The 16,227-nt window shown below is 46.5% G+C and carries 15 protein-coding genes; 6 read left to right on the forward strand and 9 right to left on the reverse strand.

The window, feature by feature from the left end:
• Positions 1-523: 523 nt before the first annotated feature.
• On the reverse strand, positions 524-2,461 hold the full coding sequence (locus QUB12_RS31075; RefSeq protein WP_333146249.1) for a serine/threonine-protein kinase: 1,938 nt from the start codon (positions 2,459-2,461) through the stop codon (positions 524-526).
• A gap of 502 nt (positions 2,462-2,963) precedes the next feature.
• On the opposite strand from QUB12_RS31075, the gene QUB12_RS31080 reads away from it, so the two are divergent.
• Entirely contained in the window at positions 2,964-3,446 is a 483-nt protein-coding gene (locus QUB12_RS31080; protein ID WP_333146247.1) for a 2Fe-2S iron-sulfur cluster-binding protein, read from the forward strand.
• 38 nt (positions 3,447-3,484) lie between these two features.
• The gene (locus tag QUB12_RS31085; RefSeq protein WP_333146245.1) at positions 3,485-3,955 is read left to right on the forward strand and encodes a phycobilisome protein; all 471 of its coding nucleotides are present in this window, start codon (positions 3,485-3,487) and stop codon (positions 3,953-3,955) included.
• 17 nt (positions 3,956-3,972) lie between these two features.
• Here QUB12_RS31085 and QUB12_RS31090 read toward each other — a convergent pair whose 3' ends face one another.
• From QUB12_RS31090 to QUB12_RS31110, 5 genes are all read right to left on the reverse strand, one after another.
• Positions 3,973-5,139 (reverse strand): pentapeptide repeat-containing protein, encoded by a 1,167-nt coding sequence (locus QUB12_RS31090; RefSeq protein ID WP_333146243.1) that lies wholly within the window; start codon positions 5,137-5,139, stop codon positions 3,973-3,975.
• A gap of 242 nt (positions 5,140-5,381) precedes the next feature.
• Positions 5,382-6,044 (reverse strand): V4R domain-containing protein, encoded by a 663-nt coding sequence (locus QUB12_RS31095; protein ID WP_333146241.1) that lies wholly within the window; start codon positions 6,042-6,044, stop codon positions 5,382-5,384.
• A 50-nt stretch (positions 6,045-6,094) separates the two neighbouring features.
• Positions 6,095-6,562 carry a phycobilisome protein gene (locus QUB12_RS31100; protein ID WP_333146239.1) on the reverse strand — a complete coding sequence of 156 codons (468 nt, stop codon included), beginning with the start codon at positions 6,560-6,562 and terminating at the stop codon, positions 6,095-6,097.
• 170 nt (positions 6,563-6,732) lie between these two features.
• Complete coding sequence (locus QUB12_RS31105) at positions 6,733-6,999, reverse strand: hypothetical protein (RefSeq protein WP_333042386.1); 267 nt, start codon at positions 6,997-6,999, stop codon at positions 6,733-6,735.
• 93 nt (positions 7,000-7,092) lie between these two features.
• Positions 7,093-7,794: a V4R domain-containing protein gene (locus tag QUB12_RS31110; protein ID WP_333128737.1), complete on the reverse strand. Its 702-nt coding sequence runs from the start codon at positions 7,792-7,794 to the stop codon at positions 7,093-7,095.
• A 279-nt stretch (positions 7,795-8,073) separates the two neighbouring features.
• On the opposite strand from QUB12_RS31110, the gene QUB12_RS31115 reads away from it, so the two are divergent.
• The 3 genes from QUB12_RS31115 to QUB12_RS31125 all read left to right on the forward strand — a co-directional run bounded on the left by QUB12_RS31115 (position 8,074) and on the right by QUB12_RS31125 (position 12,813).
• Positions 8,074-9,909, forward strand: coding sequence for a caspase family protein (locus QUB12_RS31115; protein WP_333301062.1), 1,836 nt, complete (start codon positions 8,074-8,076; stop codon positions 9,907-9,909).
• 1,568 nt (positions 9,910-11,477) lie between these two features.
• Entirely contained in the window at positions 11,478-11,630 is a 153-nt protein-coding gene (locus QUB12_RS31120) for a hypothetical protein (protein ID WP_333119930.1), read from the forward strand.
• Positions 11,631-12,561: 931 nt separating this feature from the next.
• Positions 12,562-12,813, forward strand: a complete 252-nt coding sequence (locus QUB12_RS31125) for a TIGR02450 family Trp-rich protein (protein ID WP_242725377.1) — start codon at positions 12,562-12,564, stop codon at positions 12,811-12,813.
• A 344-nt stretch (positions 12,814-13,157) separates the two neighbouring features.
• Here QUB12_RS31125 and QUB12_RS31130 read toward each other — a convergent pair whose 3' ends face one another.
• Both QUB12_RS31130 and QUB12_RS31135 read right to left on the reverse strand, forming a co-directional pair.
• The gene (locus tag QUB12_RS31130) at positions 13,158-13,334 is read right to left on the reverse strand and encodes a hypothetical protein (protein WP_333146251.1); all 177 of its coding nucleotides are present in this window, start codon (positions 13,332-13,334) and stop codon (positions 13,158-13,160) included.
• Positions 13,316-14,341: a M24 family metallopeptidase gene (locus QUB12_RS31135; RefSeq protein WP_333146234.1), complete on the reverse strand. Its 1,026-nt coding sequence runs from the start codon at positions 14,339-14,341 to the stop codon at positions 13,316-13,318. Before QUB12_RS31135 ends, QUB12_RS31130 begins: the two co-directional genes overlap by 19 nt.
• On the opposite strand from QUB12_RS31135, the gene QUB12_RS31140 reads away from it, so the two are divergent.
• The gene (locus QUB12_RS31140; protein WP_333309994.1) at positions 14,331-14,612 is read left to right on the forward strand and encodes a hypothetical protein; all 282 of its coding nucleotides are present in this window, start codon (positions 14,331-14,333) and stop codon (positions 14,610-14,612) included. The genes QUB12_RS31135 and QUB12_RS31140 overlap by 11 nt on opposite strands.
• A 59-nt stretch (positions 14,613-14,671) precedes the next feature.
• Here the strand turns inward: QUB12_RS31140 and galT are convergent, their stop codons facing one another.
• Entirely contained in the window at positions 14,672-15,760 is a 1,089-nt protein-coding gene (galT, locus tag QUB12_RS31145) for a galactose-1-phosphate uridylyltransferase (RefSeq protein ID WP_333146230.1), read from the reverse strand.
• Positions 15,761-16,227: the final 467 nt, after the last annotated feature.

Genomic DNA, 16,227 nt, shown 5'->3' on the forward strand with positions numbered 1-16,227 from the left:
TCTCCCCAGAGTTGTCAAGCGTTTTGTGAAAATATTTTTGACTTTTTTTTGAACCTATACACACCAAGGGTTTCGGCATTTATGACCTGCTCCGGTATCCCCTGGCTGACTCCTCTTTTAACTATGGGGTCTTTTTTTGGGGCAAGATTGGACTTTGGGGCAGACTATTTCCCGCGCATGGGTAGAAGGGCTCAGTGGTTCAACATGATGGGGCTTACTTGGAGTAGAGGTTAGGCAAAGTTAGAGTGTAAGGGGTGAGGCTGGATCACAGGGTGAGGATGACAGAAGCAGGCTGGTGCATGAGTCATATATATATATGTAAGTGGTGTCTGCATTTCTGGGACTTTACTGAGGGAGGTTTGGGTCTCAGATTGAGCCGATCGCCCTTAACAATTCCTCTGATTCAAAATCCAGAAGCTGACACGACACGGTACTCTAGCCCCGATCGAACTCCCAGGAATCGATCGCCCCCAAATACACTCTCCAGAATTACACCCCCAAACTCCTTCAGTTACCCCAGTTATCAGCCCTTGATGAGCGAGCGCGAGTTGGTCTCCTCAACATCTACATCCAAAAAGTGCAAGTGACTCTCTTCCTCAGTATTGACAGCAATCACCAAACCTCTATTCCCCCAAGGAGCGATCGCCCGGGGTGAGGCGGGGCTGCTAAAATTCCCTACTTGAATCCCTTGACTGTTTAACACTTCTATCTGCCCCTCAACATCTGCCAACACCCATCCCCAATTAGCCACACAAGCAGACACGGGCAAACTTTCCAGGGGAATTCGCGCTACCTTGAGCGGCCACAATTTCATCAACAGCACAGCCGCTTTACCACCTTGGGGAATTCCCAGCAAAGTATAAGGCTCAGGTGTCAACAGCATCTGTCCCACGCTGGCAGACAACCGCACAGAACCCACCGGCGTGCCGCGGCGAGTGTAAACTCTAAAAATAGTTTGAGGATTTTTTGGTTCGTTGTCAGGCCAAACTGCTAAGACGTGTCGCCGATCCAAAAACATTAATTCTGGTAAATAGTGTTCTGGTAACGGCACAGTAGCGATCGGCTTCAGCGCTTTTTTCCGATCGCCCGCCGTGCTGTTTGCCGCTAAAGAATAAAAACGCAGTTCGCCGGGAACCGCTACTGTCAACCAGTTGCCGTGAGAGTCAATAGCAGCTTTTAAAGCATCTGGGCCTTGCCTCAAACCCATATCCAGCAAACACTGAGGCTCCCAAGAGTGTTCATTGAGCCAGTAAAGTTTTTGCGGAGTGAGAACGCAGCAGCCGTTGGAAACAGGTAAAATGCCGCGCACGATTTCCGGCATTAATGAAATAGAAGTAGACATTTCTCCTGTAACTAGCTGTTTTTCCGGCTGAGACCAAATCTTCACCTCTGTACCTACAGCAGCATAGAGATACGTTTCAGTGGCAATTAAAGCGGTCAACGGTGCAGGAAGTATCAGTGGCTTTGCCTGCGAAAGCGAATAGCGCACAGTCCGAAGTAAATTAATAGCCGACTGTGAAGCTTTTTCCTCTTCAACTTCTAGCAAAGACTCAGTTTCCGACTTCAGACCTTTATCACCACTGGTTGTGGGATTTTCCCAGGGAATAATGCAGTCGCCCAATTGTCTGACAGCAGGGTCGTACATGATCAGCCGCAGAGCTTGAGCCATTTGGGAAGCACTGGCAAAACGGCGGGCTGGCAGCTTTTCTAAAGATTTTTTGACTATTGCTTGCAAAGGTTCGGGGATGGCGTCGGGAAATTGCAAGCGTTGATTCAGGTGCGCCCACCTCAAATCTCCGGGGGTTCCCCCGAAAGGGCGGTAGCCCATTAGCAATTCAAACAGCAGAATTCCTACTGCATATATATCTGACATCGGCGAAAAGAGACCGTAAAACCGCTCAGGGGCCATGTAAGCGGGGGAACCTACGGTAGCGTCGGGAGAAATTTCTTGGTGGAGGCGAGTGGTACCTATTTCTGGCAGCCGACGCGCGATGCCAAAGTCAGAAAGCCGGGGCGACCAACCTTTTGCTCCTAAAGTTAGGAGGATATTTTCGGGTTTGATGTCGCAGTGAACTACGCCTCGGCGGTGGGCGTAGTCTAAGCCGGCTAAAACTTCCATGACGAGCTGCAAACCTTCGAGCAGACGCAAGGGGCGCTCTTGTTTGAGCAGGTTGCGGAGGGTTCCTCCCTCGCAGTAGTCCATAACCAAGTACCGGCCTGTAGCTGTGTGTTCTAGAGCTCGGCAGGTAACAATGTTCGGGTGCTGCAAGGTGATCAGAAACCACAGTTCTCGCAAGAATTCGCTAGTTGGGGCTTTTTGATGACTAAGTTCTTTGAGAGCAACCAGTTGGCTGGTGAGGCGGGAGTCCTGGGCGGGAGCTTCTCGAACGCTGGCACAAAAGACTCGACCAAATTGTCCTTGTCCGACTAGCCCTAAAATGCGGTACTTAGAATGTTGCATCGGTCTAATTATAGAAAAAGCTTGAGCTAGTATTAAAATATGTAAATAATTCTGACAAAAATTCAACTTTTTGAATCGCTCGCCAGGTACAGCCTATGTTATCTCAGGTTCATTCTCAGCCTCCTTGAGAGCGATCGCACAGTCGCACCTACTAAAATCCTTGAGCTTCGGAATCACTATCAATCTTGCCGGATGCCGGTACCCGATCGGGAACTACCTGTGGCTGCTATTTTAGTCGATCGCGACTATTACAGTTTTTTCAATGCCATGCAGAAAGTCTCTAAGGTTTTAGCTTTTAAAGGCTAAGCTGGGGAATCGGGGCCAGGGAACAGCGATATGACCAAAACAGAAGTGCGGTTATGCCATAGGGGTTAGAGAGCCAGAAGCCGATGCTGTCGTCAAGGCATCTTAACCTTTTTGAGTGTTAGCCAAATTTTTTTGCGCTTTGAATAAGTTGATCGTAACTTGCTAAATACTGAACTTGACAGGAGCAAACATCAATATGGTTAAAATTATTAAACTAGATCCAATTGCGGAGGAAATAGCAGTCGAAACCCGATCGAATATCCTATCTGCCTTACTTTCCAAAGACTTAGACGTTCTCAAGGAATGCGGGGGGCGGGGAATGTGCGCTACCTGCCATGTTTACATTAAAGAAGGCATGGAAGGCTTGTCGGACATGAACCGCCGCGAGAAAAGGACGTTGGAAGTCATTACAACGGCTAAAGCCAATTCGCGACTTGCTTGTCAGGCTCAAATTATGGGCGAGGGTGTGGTTGTAGAGTTGCCTGCGGGGATGTACATTAATGCTATTGAAAATGTCGAAGCTCTGATCGGCCGCCGGGCCCAGCAAGATTTATTACACCCAATTACGGGTCAAGTAGTTGTAGAATCAGGAAAGTTAATTACTCGTTCTATCGTTACACAGCTTAATGAAACCCGCTTTCAAGTAGGACAGTATTTAGTTCGGACTAAACAAGCTTAAAACTGATATGTTTGTATTTTAGTAGTAGAGAAAAATCTATGTTGAGCCAACTTGCGCGTTTGAGCATGGAAGCAGACGGACGCTACGCCAGTGCAGAAGAACTCCAATTTTTGAAAGACTACTTTCAGTCTTTGAATCACCGGATGAGTGCTTATAAAAAAATTCAAGCATCTGAAACAGAAATTATGCGGCAAGTGGAAGCACAAATGCTGTCTCTAGACCCTAGTTTATTTCGGCGGGGGGGTAACGATATGACTGAAAAGTGCCGTGGAGATATTGTGCGGGTGTTGAGGCATTCGGCGGCCGCACTGTTGATTAATGATACGGAACGATTGCGCGATCGGCTACTACTTTGGTTGCAAACTATTTTAGGCGCTGTTCAAGTTAGAAATAGTGCGACCGTGACTTACGATGTGATGAAAAAGGTTCTCAAACAATATCTCACAGTGGAAGAAAGGAACCTATTTTTTCCAATTCTGGACATCAACCGCACTTTACTAGGCAAATAATCAAGGGGGTTGACAAGTTAACGCCGATAAACTGTGCCGTTAGGAAGAGTGGCTCCAATCAACTTCGCTCCCGTCAAATCCGCCTCAGTGAGAATGGCTCCCCGGAGGTTGGCTCCTGTCAAGTCAGCTTTCTGCAAGTTGGCTTTACTCAGGTTAGCTTTGGTCAAGTTAATTTCATGCAGGCAAGAATTAGAAAGGTCGGCATTGATCAGGTAGGCTAGACTCAAGTTGGCTTTGCTGAGGTTTGCTCCGCTCAAGTTAGCTTCCATCAGATAAGCACCGCTCAAGTTAGCTTCGTTCAACAATGCTTCTGCCATATTAATTCCAGTTAAAAGTTTGCGGCTCAAGTCTACACCGCCCAGATCTGCCCCGCTGAGGTTAATACCGCTTAAGTGGCTGCCATTCAAAGTAATGTTTCTCAGGTAGGTTTTGCTGAGGTCTGCTTTGCACAAATTGGCTCTATCTAAGCAAGCTTCGCTAAGGTCTGATCCGCTCAAGCACGCGCCGTTTAAATAGGCTTGAGTGAGGTTAGCTCGCCTGAGATTAGCTTTCAACAGGTTGGCTTTGCTGAGGTTAGCACGGGTTAAGTTGGCTCCGGCTAGGTTGGCTTTGGATAATTCGGCTCCGGTGAGCTGTGCTTCGGTCAAGTCTGCCTCTTTGAGACTCGCTAGACTTAAGTAAGCATCTTTGAAGTTTGCTCCGTTGAGATTGGCTTTAATCAGATAGGCTTTACTGAGATTTGCCTCAGTGAGAATGGCTTTGGTGAGGTTAGCGGCGCTCATATCTGCACCTATGAGATTAGCATTGGGAAGAATTGCTCCGGTCAGGTTTGCCCAATTCAGATGAGATCCGGCTAGGTTGGCGCCGGTGAGATTGGCATCGCTCAGATTGGCTCCACTCAGACTGGCTGCCATGAGGTTGGCGCCGGTGAGATTGGCTCCACTGAGGTCAGCTTTGCTGAGATTGGCTCGGCTCAGATGGGCTTTGGTGAGGTCGGCCCCGCTGAGGTTAGCACCGATTAAGTAGGGTCGTTGCTGGTGTTGGTTGAGGTTTGCCAAAATTAGAGTTGGGGCATCGCTGGAACGGTATAAATCGATCGGACTCAACACAATGCCGCGCAGATTGGCCAGTCTAAAATCTCTTTCGCCGGCTGCATATCGAGTTAGAAGTTCATTGGCGTCCATTAAGTTCTAGCAAAATGTTTGAGGTTTTGATGGCTTTTAAATTTTATGAGTTTCTAGAGTAAGTTATGAAGTTTCTAGCTGCTAGTTCTCATCAGGTTTTATTTGAATTGCTAAAACCTTATTTTTTAACTCACGAGCTTTTTTATAATTTAACTCACAGTTTTGATGATACGGTCGATAATATGGCTGCCCAAAAATCGATTTGACAGCTATTAGCAACAAACTAATAGCTGTCAAATAAGTCAGTTTTTTTGAAAAAGTTGAGTGAGAATAGCTTCATGGTCTTTTCCTTCTTCGACCATAGACTCGCCCGGTTGGAGGCGCTCGCGCAGCCCTAAAATAAAGCGGTTGCAGTCCGATCCCAATGATTCGCAGGATGTTTGCAGACAGTGAAGTTCTCGACCCGTAAGCTGACTAAAGAACGCACTTAAAATACCTGCTTCTAAAAAACAGGCCGGTCGCTTAGACTTGGGAGCTGTTTTAGCAAAAAGAGAGTTAGCAATTTTTACTATTAAAAATCCCTGTTCGGAATAGCTGGGGTCAAATTCAAATGTTCCCCATCCATGAGTTTTCCAACACTGCTGTAAGGACTGAAGAAATTCTACCATTTCCATTTCAGAAACTGGCTGACCGTAGTATTCGCTAACTTCTTCGCAAAAACGCACGTAGAAGTTTTTACCCCACCAGCGACCGCAGTTGAAAAGCACGAGGCGGGAGGCTTGACCTGTTTCTTGTTCTAAGCCGATATAAATGGCTTGAATCAGTGTTTCTGGGAGTGCTAAAAGCCGATCGCCCCGGCGGTTTTCGAGGAGGCCGAGTTCGAGGTCGCCTCGGACGTAGGCATCGCTGGCAAAGTAGTTTCCAGGGAGTCGGGGCTGTTTGAGTAAGTCGGCAATATTAATCATCGGAAATTAGGAATTGGGAATCGGGAATTGGAAATTGGGAAGAAAGCTGATTATTTATTACCTTGGTCAATAATTGACTGCGCTTGGTCGAAAAATGGTTGCAATATAGCCCGGGCTTGCTCGGAAAGCAATTCTTTTAAGCGAGTTTGCAGCAGATTGCAAACAGTTGCTTCGATCTTTTGAGTTTGGTGGGCTTCGACTATGCCGGAAAGCCAGTCTACAAGGCGCTGTTCGAGAAAATTTTGATCGTTTAGCAGCATAGCCATAGCGCAGTACCGCAAGACTAACACCCAATGTTTGAGCGATCTTTCTAAGGTTTCTTGTTTTTCGTCGGGGAATGTTTCTTGTAGTTTGTTGGCTACTGGTTGGAAGATGCTTGCTTCCTTCTCTCGCAAAAATTCGTAAATTTTTAAGCGCTGGACAAGGGTTACAGCTTGACGCTTAAAAGCCATGAGTTCTTCGCCTTTTAAAAAGCGGTTTTCTGCCTGATCCAGCAGCGCCTCAATCTCAGGGTGCATGATTTTAATTAAGTGGTAATCGGTAATTGATAAAAGGAAGGAAGTTCGGCAACGAGCTATGTACGGGATTTAACGGGTTTAACTAATGGATTTTGAGGGAGGAGGAAAGATGGGTGAGGGAAGATGGATGAGGGATTGCCCTATTTTTTATTTTCCATTTGGAACACAGATTAAAACAGGTCAAATAGGTCATCAATGGTGACTTCTGCTTGTTCAGAAATAGAAATTACTGGCAAGGGTGGCGGTAGGGGTAGGGCACCTACTTCCGGAATTCCTTCCCAAGAAATAGCTTGAAAAAAGTCTGCTACGGGCTGGGTTAAACTCAGAAGTTGACCGGGGGTCGAGCCATTTGGGGTTTCTAAAGATTTTCCCAGCCAATTATAGTGACCAAAGAATTCTTGGACAGATTGGTCCAACCATGAAGTTTGACTTTTCATCTTTCTTCCTGCCTGGAGAAATCCACCATCGCACTTTCATGGCGAAATTGGTGGGAGGAAAGGCAGGGCAGGGGATGTGCCTTTCCAGGTTGTTTACCGCAATATTTCACCGTGTTGCAATCGATTTTGAATATCGCGGGCGTTGGCACCTTCGTTGAGCCAGAATGCTGCTGCATCAATTTTATCTGGGTTGCCAAGCAGGAACTTGCAATAGGTTTCTCCCATTGAGTAACATTGGAGTTCTATGCAGCTCAGAGGCTTTTTGACTAAAGAGCCGAAGAAACCGGCGAACAAACCGGCGTATAGGTGGCAAACCGGTTTGCCTACGTCTCCCAATGTGCGAGCAACTGCTGAGTCAAAGAGGTTGATGAAGATGCAGCCGTGTTTGCGATCGCTCATGTCTACTTCCCAGCGACCCCAACCTTGAGCCGTGAAAGGCCACCACCAAGTTTCTAGCAGAAACATGAGATTTGACTGGCGAATGTTCTGGCTGTATTCGGCACTAAACCATTTTTGAAAAAATTCGGAATCTTGGAGTCCCCACTGGCAACCAATAGTATACATGATGACAGAGGACGCGGGGCCGACTTCTTCTTCGAGCCCCTCCACCAAACCGATAATGAAGTCTTCGCTGGTAAAAATGTTGCGTGACTCATTCCAGTCGTCAATTGTACCCATCTGGCGATCGAAGGCAAAAAAATCCTGAAACCTATAGTGGCTATGAGTTTTAGGATGCTTTTGCTTCAGTAATGATTCGCTGTGAGGGGAGATTTCTTTTTTGGCGGTAGAGACCATTGGCGGGTTATTCCTTTTTGGTGTAGTTTGGTGAAAATTAGAGTCAAATAGACTGGGCTATGTATCCAATTTAACTTTATTTTTCTCAAGGCAGGCACCGGGTATAATTTTTTACTGCAATATAAAAATTAAAAATTCTAGGATGCTAAATTTGGGGGCTTGTTGGGAGTTCTGCCTTCGGACAACTGTGTGAGTGCTGGCGAAAGTGGGTATAACCTTAAACGAGTATGTGTTATCGTTTTGTGCAAGCTGTCCACTATATATATAGGGCATATGGGGATGAAAAATCACGCTTGTATTGCAATAGGCATCAATCAATATCAGTTACTCCAGCCTTTGAGTTATGCCCAAGAGGATGCAGAGGCGCTGTACGGTTTTTTGACTGAGGAGGCGGGTTTTGCGCCGGATGGATGTCTACTGATGACCGATAGCTCGCCGTCGCTGTGGGGTCAATCTACATATCCAAATCGGGAAAATATTCTGAGATTGACCCAAAGCCTCTGCGCGCAACATGTGCAACAAGGAGATTTACTCTGGTGTTTTTTTAGCGGCTACGGTGTCAGCTATGAAGGTAAGGATTATTTGATGCCGATTGACGGCAATCCGGCTGACATTCAGGGTACGGGGATTCCGGTAGAGTTGCTGTTGAATACTCTGAAAAACGCTCCTACGGAAACGGTATTGGTGCTGGTTGATATGAACCGCAGCCAGATTGTGAAAGCGGGGGAAAAGATCGGCTCTCAAACGGTTGAGCTGGCGCGGGAACGGGAAATCCCGACGGTGCTTTCTTGCCGCCCGAATCAAGTTTCGCGGGAAACTTCGGCTTTGCGTCAGGGGTTTTTTACGACGGCGCTTTTGGAGGGGCTACGATCGGGACAGTGCATGACCATTAAGGGTTTAGACCGTTTTTTGAGCGATCGAGTGCCGGAGCTGTGTGACCACCATTTGCGTCCGAAACAAGAACCTTTGATGGTGGTGCATCCTCCGGGAAAGGCTAATTTGGTGATTTTGCCGGATGCTTCAGGGGTACCAACTGCTGCGTTGGCCGGACGCAACGGCAATATGACGGTTGGTACGGCTGATGGGTTCGATCACCCGCAAATGGCTACGGCTACGGCTCGAATGGATTTGCCTCCGGCAGTTCGCAATGCTGAGGATTCGCCGGTTGAGATGCCGCCTGTGTCGCAGCCGAATGCTGTGGCCCCTGCCGATCGGGGGGGCGATCGACCGAACTTGCAAAAGCCGCAGGATGAGCATAACGGGGGGTCGGATAAGTCATTTTTGCAGCAGCTAGTGTTGTGGAGTTCAGCTACGGCTTTGGTACTGCTGTTGGGTGTTTTTGTGACGAACAAATCAATTTTTATTGGTCAGCAGGAAAGAGATCCTCGATCGCCGGCTGAAAATGCCCAAAACCCTGGAGCTCAACAATCTATTGGTACTGGGGGGTCGCAAAACCAACCGCGGGCGGTGCAAGCAGGGAGTGGAACCAAGCAGCCACCATCGAGCCAGCAGGTGTGGGCTGAGGCAAAAACTTTCCTTAAGGATGGTTCGGCTTCTAGTTTTAATAAAGCGGTGGTTAAGGCTCGAACGATTCCGCCTAGCGATCCGCTCTTCCCGCAGGCTCAGCAGGATATTGAGCGCTGGAGTTTAACGATTTTGGATATAGCTAACGGGCGGGCTGCTCGGGGCGATTTCCAGGGGGCGATCGGCGCGGCTAAATTGATGCCGGATGTCAATAAGCCTGTGTACAATCAGTCGAAACAGGCGATCGCTCAGTGGGAGGAGCTATCCAAAGACCAGGATGTAAATGCTGCTTTGCTATCGGCTGCTAAGGGTCAAATTAAGCGGGGGGTTGCCTCTTCTTACAGTAAAGGCATCCAGCAAGCTAATAAAATTGAACCCGGTCAGCCGAAGTATGAAGAAGCTCAACAGTTAATTGGAGAGTGGAGCGAAAGTATTCTCAAAATTGCTAAGTTGCGCGGCTCTCAAGGAAAGCTGAAAGAGGCAGTTGAAGCTGCTTCGCTGGTGCCGTCGGGTACTAAGAGTTATCAGCCGGCTCAGAAGGATATCGCCAATTGGAAAACGAAGCTCCAACGCCAGCAGAAAAAAGGTTGATTTAGTTGATAATTTCTCGGTTTGCCACCGGGAAATTATCTTAGCGACTGACCGAAGTAGGTCGTTCGCTCGCTCGATACCTCTTGATAGTGCAAAAAAGAGACCGACATATCGATAATTTAAAACCAATAATTTTCTGCACCATTTCCCCTCCCCAGCTTCGGCGGGAGGGGATTTTCTATGCCCCCTGGCAGGTTCGTTTTTGTAGAGTGAAAGATATCGTATGGGCTGGTTAATTGGGGTTGCATAATACTGGGATGATTTTGATGTTTTTTGTGGATGGGCCCATGAGCCTGAAGGCGTGTATTTTCACAGCAGGCGGGACGCCTAACCCTACTCCCCACAATAATCCTCAAATTGTGCAACGCGGGTTAATTAATATCTTTAATTCACATCCAGAGTTCTCTAACTCGGCGCTTTCACCGTCAAAAACGAGGTGTTTTAACAATAAAACTGGCGGTATATATATGTTTAAATGCTGAAGAACTGTGCAATTATTTAATTTTAATAGTCAAGAAAAAGTTAATTTTTGTAGTTTATTGGGTAATAATACTATGCGCTTAATTTATAGTTAATTTTAACTTTATTGGTCAGCAAATTGGGCTATATCGAATTGCTATCTAAGGGAAATGGCTAAGGCAAAATCGCCTTAAAAGATCGGGTATGCAGAGTTAATTTTTTTTATCGCTCTTTGTGGGCTATTAGGAGCGATCGACGGATGGAACACTGTTTAAACTTGTGCTGTTTTTAAATTATTAGCAGTGACCGATCTGTTATGAATTATACAAAATGAGCCGTTACTGGCAATTCTCGCCGACGAGCGATCGCCCTCAATGAATTCAGGAAACAGATTCACCGCCACACAGCACAAAATATCTGGATTCGCAAGCTGCGAGTCTTCGTTGGCCCGGAGCTCACAACGCTGCCTTAATTAACACAAATAAGGGCTTTGCAAGAAAATCCCAAAAATATTTCCTTGAGAAACAAGAATAAAAACTTGCTCGCTTATTGTAGCCCCGGTAACAACACGTATGCCTAAAGTTATAGTCCACAGCCAAGTCTACAGGACGAGCTAAATCAATAGGGTGATGTGGCAGTGTCCGGGTGTTAAGAGGGGCGATCGAATAGGAATGTTCCCGGAGCGATCGCTTCCCAATCGGGGGGTGTAAAACCTAGGAAGGCAAGGAGTTGGAGACAATGCTGAACTTTTTGAGTTCAGGAAAGTAGCGTTAGCACTAAACTCTGCCGTATGGTGGAAATCGAGCCAACTTTGTAACAGTTCTTAACTATAAAGAATTCTGCCAAAACTGCTAGCATAGTGACACTTTTGCTAGCAAAAACAGATAAAGTAAATAAAGTTGGCTAGCTCTAGACGCCCCGATCCCCATCCTGGGGATGTTGAATCAATTTGATTCATACCAAGTGGTTTTAGAGTTACAATCGGAAGCAAAGCATCGCTATTTAACTGAGTTCTTTACTTACTTTTACTTTCAGCTATGAACGTGGATTTTATCAAAGCCCAAGTCAGGTTGCTACAGGGTGCAAGTTCATCGGAGCGAGAAACCCTTATGAAAAACATCGGCGTCTGTGCTGGCGTGATCCGACCCGGAGAGTACGTGACTCCGCAACGGAAGCACGCTATCACTCTGTGGCTGCAAACAAATGCGGTTCGCCTCCGGCTTCCCCAACTTCCTCTGGACTTATCCGGCCAAAAGCCTTAACAGGGAAGTAATCAAGAGGTAGCGACAGAATCAAAGAAATTAGTCAATCTTACCTAAAAGTTCGTTTTTATTGAGCTGTACAGGATCAATGAAACACGATTAAGATTGAAAAAATGTTTGTAGGGAAAGTTGGGCTCGAAAACACGCCTGTGGACAAGAAGCGGCCGACCGCCTTGGTTGAAGCAGGAAGTGAACGTCAAACCTGCTCTAAAAGTAGATTTGAGTAAGTTTCACAGAAGGGATTATTCTGCACAACTATAACCTGGGTTATTTGCTTTTAGATTTGAGATTCACGATTTAGCTGGTATTGGATAAATAGGCTATTTGTGGATCGCCTGAAAAATTATCCTATTCAATAGGTATAACTAATTACAGGGGCAGTCATTGAACTGCCCTTACTTTTGAACCCCGATCCGAAACTGCTGCAAGTTACAATGAACGCATCTACTTGCAGATAGAGTTTAGGTGAAGGGGAGCATCTCATATTTGTAAAAATACTTCTTCTGGCTCCTTCCTTCTTCTGGCTCCTTCCTTCTTCATCTTTCCTTCTTCATCTTTCCTTCTGCCTCCTGCCTTCTGCCTCCTGCCTCAAAACTCCTATTTCTAGCGGAGGGCTGCAAAGGTGAGATGCTCCCAGGTGAAGTCTCATGTAAGCTGCTGCGGCTCTATATTATCTGGTATGTTCTAGAGAAGGGGAGAGGGGGAGAAGATTTGACGAGCTTTAATAGGGAATTAATATCATCAAACAGAACGAGTTATAGCAATCTTTGCAGGAGTCGTACAAAGATGTAGGGATAGTGCCTTTCTTTGCCTACCCCGACCTCATGGGGGCAACCACAGGGGGTTTGCCCCTACAAGAATTACACAAAGGATTTAGCATGGCTATATTACAATTCACTTGCTTTCTAATATATTTTTCCACAAAAATACTGTGAGCAAAAAACAAAAATTTCCTTATTTAGTTGGTTCCCGATGGACTTCACACCAAAAAACTTGGGGGTGGCGACACTTTCAAGTCGTCAACCGAAAAAACGAAGGTAAATGGGTATTTGCAGAAATGGTGGCGGCTTGCGATCCAAATGTCCGTTTTTGGCTGAACGCCGCACAGCTCAAAGACCGATCGCTCTGGCAAGCTGGATGGCAGTCTACGCAAGAATTAGAGGAATTAGAAACAGCAGACTAAAAGACAGGGCTGTGGGGTAGAGTGAGCGGAACTTCCGTCGCCTGCTGCTATCGTTGCGATCCAAACCAATACGGAGTGATATCAATTCCGGTTGCACTCATACATGATTGTTGACTGTTGACTGTTGAAGGAGGGGTGGAAAAACTCAATGGTTGAGTATTAACTGTTAACTCGATTTTATTATTTTGATGCAACCGGAAGCGATATGAGACTTTTTCGGTGTTGAAAAATCTTTTACATAACTACAAGTTCTGGAAACCCTTATGTAGCAGCGTTTTTGCTTAAGTAAGTCGGTGGGAAAAATCATCCGTATGTAACAAAACATTAAGTACGGCGATCCGAACTCAATTTAATGCATTTTGTAGGGTAGTGTCCTTTTTTTCCTCTGAGGCGTGTCCTAAATTAACCCAAATGACAGAAGCTGCTAGATAAATTGCACCTAAAAAGTTTGCAGCGCGTTTGTCGTAGCGGGTTGCGATCGCTCGGTAGTGCTTGAGATTGACTAAGGTCGATCGTTCCATCTTTCCAGCGGTACTGGGCGCAACCTTCCCGCTACTTCAACACTCGGCCAATTCGGATCAAAAGTCAAATTTTCCAACGTTCCATCGCTGTGAATTAAAAAAGTATCCTCAATTTTTGCTCCCGACAAACTAGGATTCCAAGCCACAGCCATATTTTCTGCCAAAATATCTGAAGTAGCCGGATTCGCCACAATTTCCCGCGCCAAATATCCCGTAGTTCCGCCTTGATGGTGTTCCGCAATTGCTTGAGGATATCCGTGCTCTTCGTAAGTAGTTTTAAGCGTATCATAAACCGCATTCAGCGTTACTCCCGGTCGGCAAAAATTTAGGGCCGCTGCTTCAATTTCTCTGACTTGTCGGTGCAACTCTGAATGCTTTTCCCCAAGAAAATCGAAACAGACAAATCTAGTTAAATTTGCATACAAACCCCATCCCCTCGCGCAAAATACTAACATTGCTTGTCGTCCAATTTGTTCGGCGGTTGCTGTGGCGTGGCGGTACAGCGGCAAACGCCTTTCTCCCGCAACTAATGTCAGGGCTGGATGCAAACCTCTCGCCCACAATGCCTCTGCACCGGCTCCCGCTAGCTGATATTCTGTCCATGTGGGCTTGGCGGCGGAAAGTACCTCTGTCATCGCTTCGCTGGCTAAACGCCCGACTCGCCGATATCGCTCTAATTCGCTTGACATCATTGTCTGTTTGCGGGATTGTAAAGATGCGATTATTGGCCTTTCTTGGGAAGTTGGCCGATCGCTCATGACGTTACCGCCACCAGTAATTTTTTTGACGAAAGCTTCGCGCTGTGCAACATCAGCCCAAGGATAGATGTGCATTTGAAAGTTGGCTGGCAATTCCTCGTCCTGCAAGCGTTGAGCTTCGATTTCATCGGTGAGAACCCAAGCGTTTTCGGCAGTAATTAATATTTCTGCAACTCCGGTTTCTGCGGTTAGCAATACTGTATGGGAACCGCCGGCTGTGGCCCAGGCAAACCAGTCAGTGCCTCGCAAGCGAAGGGATCTCGCTTTTGTTTCGGTTAAGGCTTTGCGGATGAATTCGAGTTTGCTTTCAACTTCTGGGTTTAATGAGTTTATCATATATGAAATAAGGAAGAAGGAAGAACGAAGAAGGAAGAAGGAAGAACGAAGAACGAAGAAGGAAGAACGAAGAACGAAGAAGGAAGAACGAAGAACGAAGAAGGAAGAACGAAGAACGAAGAAGTCAACTCCCCGCTCCCCCAGAAGGGGGGAAGGAAGAAGGAAGAAGGAAGAAAATCACTGATTTTAGTTAACATTGGCTAAATCTAAAATCTACAATCTCTAAAATCTAAAATCTAAAATCTAAAATCCAAAATCGATAGATACTGCTTGCAATTCTTTAGCTTTTTCTTCGGGTAAAGCGTCGTTGGCAAACATTCCGGCGGCGAGTTCGGTTCCTGCTAGGTATTTTAATCGCTCGCTCGATCGATAGGGCGGATAAAATTGGGCGTGCAAATGCGCTTCTGGATGGGGTTTCCCGTCTGTGGGCCCTTGAAACCAAGCCATCAAATAAGGGAACGGGCGATGCCACAAACCGTCGTATTTGAGGGTGACTGTTTTTAAGGCCTTAGCGAGTGATTGGCGCTGTTTTTCCGTCAAATCGACAAATGTAGCAGCGGGGGCGATCGGGGCTATCCACACTTCGTAAGGGTAGCGGGCACAAGCGGGGACAAAGGCGATCGCCTCGGAGTCTAAATAAATAATTCGCTGTTTGTCGGAAATCTCTTTTTGAATCAAATCTTGCAGCAAACCGGTACTATTTTTTTGATAGTAAACCGATTGACATTCTAACATCCGTGCCGGCACCGGTGGCACGAACGGATAAGCGTAAATTTGACCGTGGGGATGGTGCAAAGTTACTCCGACTTCGACGCCGCGATTTTCAAAGGGCAAGACGTATTGAATTTCGGAATTGCGGCCAATAACTGAAGTGCGATCGGCCCATACTTCTAACAATAATTCCAAGTGAGATAACTCCAAAGAAGCCAAGGAAGCCTGCGGATCTTGAGTAAAAACAACGACTTCGCAAATGCCCTTGGCGGGCAAAGTTTCGACAATATTTGCAGGTGCGTTTTTTGCTTGCAAAGTCAGCGAGGGAAAGCGGTTGTCAAACACTGCTACATCGTAATCTCCCGGCGGCAATTCTGTCGGAAACTTAGCGTTAATTGTAGCTGCCAGCGGGTTGTATTCCGGCGGCGGCATGAAAGTTCTTCCCTGACGGTGGCTGGCGTATGCTACCCATTCCCCCCGCAAAGGATGCCACCGAAAGTGCGGGTTTGCCTCTACGGGTTCATTGCTGGGACTTACGGCCGCGATACCTTCTGGGATTGGGTAGCGACTGTACAGTGTGAGTGGGCGGCCGTCTGGTTTTAGCAATGTTTGGGCGTACATTTTTTGTAGGGGCGGGCGATCGCGTTTAATATATGTTAGGAGTATAACTTCGTGCTTTGAGCATCCGCCCCTACCTAAAGTCGCAAATTATTTTAACAAGTTTAGTTTGCAGTACCAACGTCAGCCGATCGTCCGCAAGTCCGCCAGGGGTTGAAACCCACGGGGTTTTTAGCTAAGGTGCTCGCTATGAGGACTAATGAGTTCTTGATTCGTATCTAAGAGGACTTTAGCTTTGACAGGACTTACGCAGGCCCCCTATATATAGGGTGCAAAATAAGGGATCTCCTTTTTCTCTCATCAAGAGTGAGCCTCACGAGATTAAAAACTTGATGGCTCAAAAAATCACCAATTCTCCTGTTTAACAAGATATAGCAGTAGGAAAGGATACTCGTCAGACTAACTATTGCAGGAGAGATGAGTCAGCATTAGTTTTTTTAATGAGGGCTAAAGTCCTGACTACGATCGCA

Source organism: Microcoleus sp. B7-D4 (assembly GCF_036705125.1).
Classification (GTDB): domain Bacteria; phylum Cyanobacteriota; class Cyanobacteriia; order Cyanobacteriales; family Microcoleaceae; genus Microcoleus.

Excerpts from the sequence above, each read along its gene's own strand:
- QUB12_RS31120 (WP_333119930.1), top strand. The coding sequence starts at position 11,478 with ATGAAAAACATCGGCGTCTGTGCTGGCGTGATCCGACCCGGAGAGTAC.
- QUB12_RS31095 (WP_333146241.1), bottom strand. The coding sequence starts at position 6,044 with ATGATTAATATTGCCGACTTACTCAAACAGCCCCGACTCCCTGGAAAC.
- QUB12_RS31080 (WP_333146247.1), top strand. The coding sequence starts at position 2,964 with ATGGTTAAAATTATTAAACTAGATCCAATTGCGGAGGAAATAGCAGTC.
- QUB12_RS31115 (WP_333301062.1), top strand. The coding sequence starts at position 8,074 with ATGAAAAATCACGCTTGTATTGCAATAGGCATCAATCAATATCAGTTA.
- QUB12_RS31075 (WP_333146249.1), bottom strand. The coding sequence starts at position 2,461 with ATGCAACATTCTAAGTACCGCATTTTAGGGCTAGTCGGACAAGGACAA.
- QUB12_RS31110 (WP_333128737.1), bottom strand. The coding sequence starts at position 7,794 with ATGGTCTCTACCGCCAAAAAAGAAATCTCCCCTCACAGCGAATCATTA.
- QUB12_RS31105 (WP_333042386.1), bottom strand. The coding sequence starts at position 6,999 with ATGAAAAGTCAAACTTCATGGTTGGACCAATCTGTCCAAGAATTCTTT.
- QUB12_RS31130 (WP_333146251.1), bottom strand. The coding sequence starts at position 13,334 with ATGGAACGATCGACCTTAGTCAATCTCAAGCACTACCGAGCGATCGCA.
- QUB12_RS31085 (WP_333146245.1), top strand. The coding sequence starts at position 3,485 with ATGTTGAGCCAACTTGCGCGTTTGAGCATGGAAGCAGACGGACGCTAC.
- QUB12_RS31100 (WP_333146239.1), bottom strand. The coding sequence starts at position 6,562 with ATGCACCCTGAGATTGAGGCGCTGCTGGATCAGGCAGAAAACCGCTTT.
- galT (WP_333146230.1), bottom strand. The coding sequence starts at position 15,760 with ATGTACGCCCAAACATTGCTAAAACCAGACGGCCGCCCACTCACACTG.
- QUB12_RS31090 (WP_333146243.1), bottom strand. The coding sequence starts at position 5,139 with ATGGACGCCAATGAACTTCTAACTCGATATGCAGCCGGCGAAAGAGAT.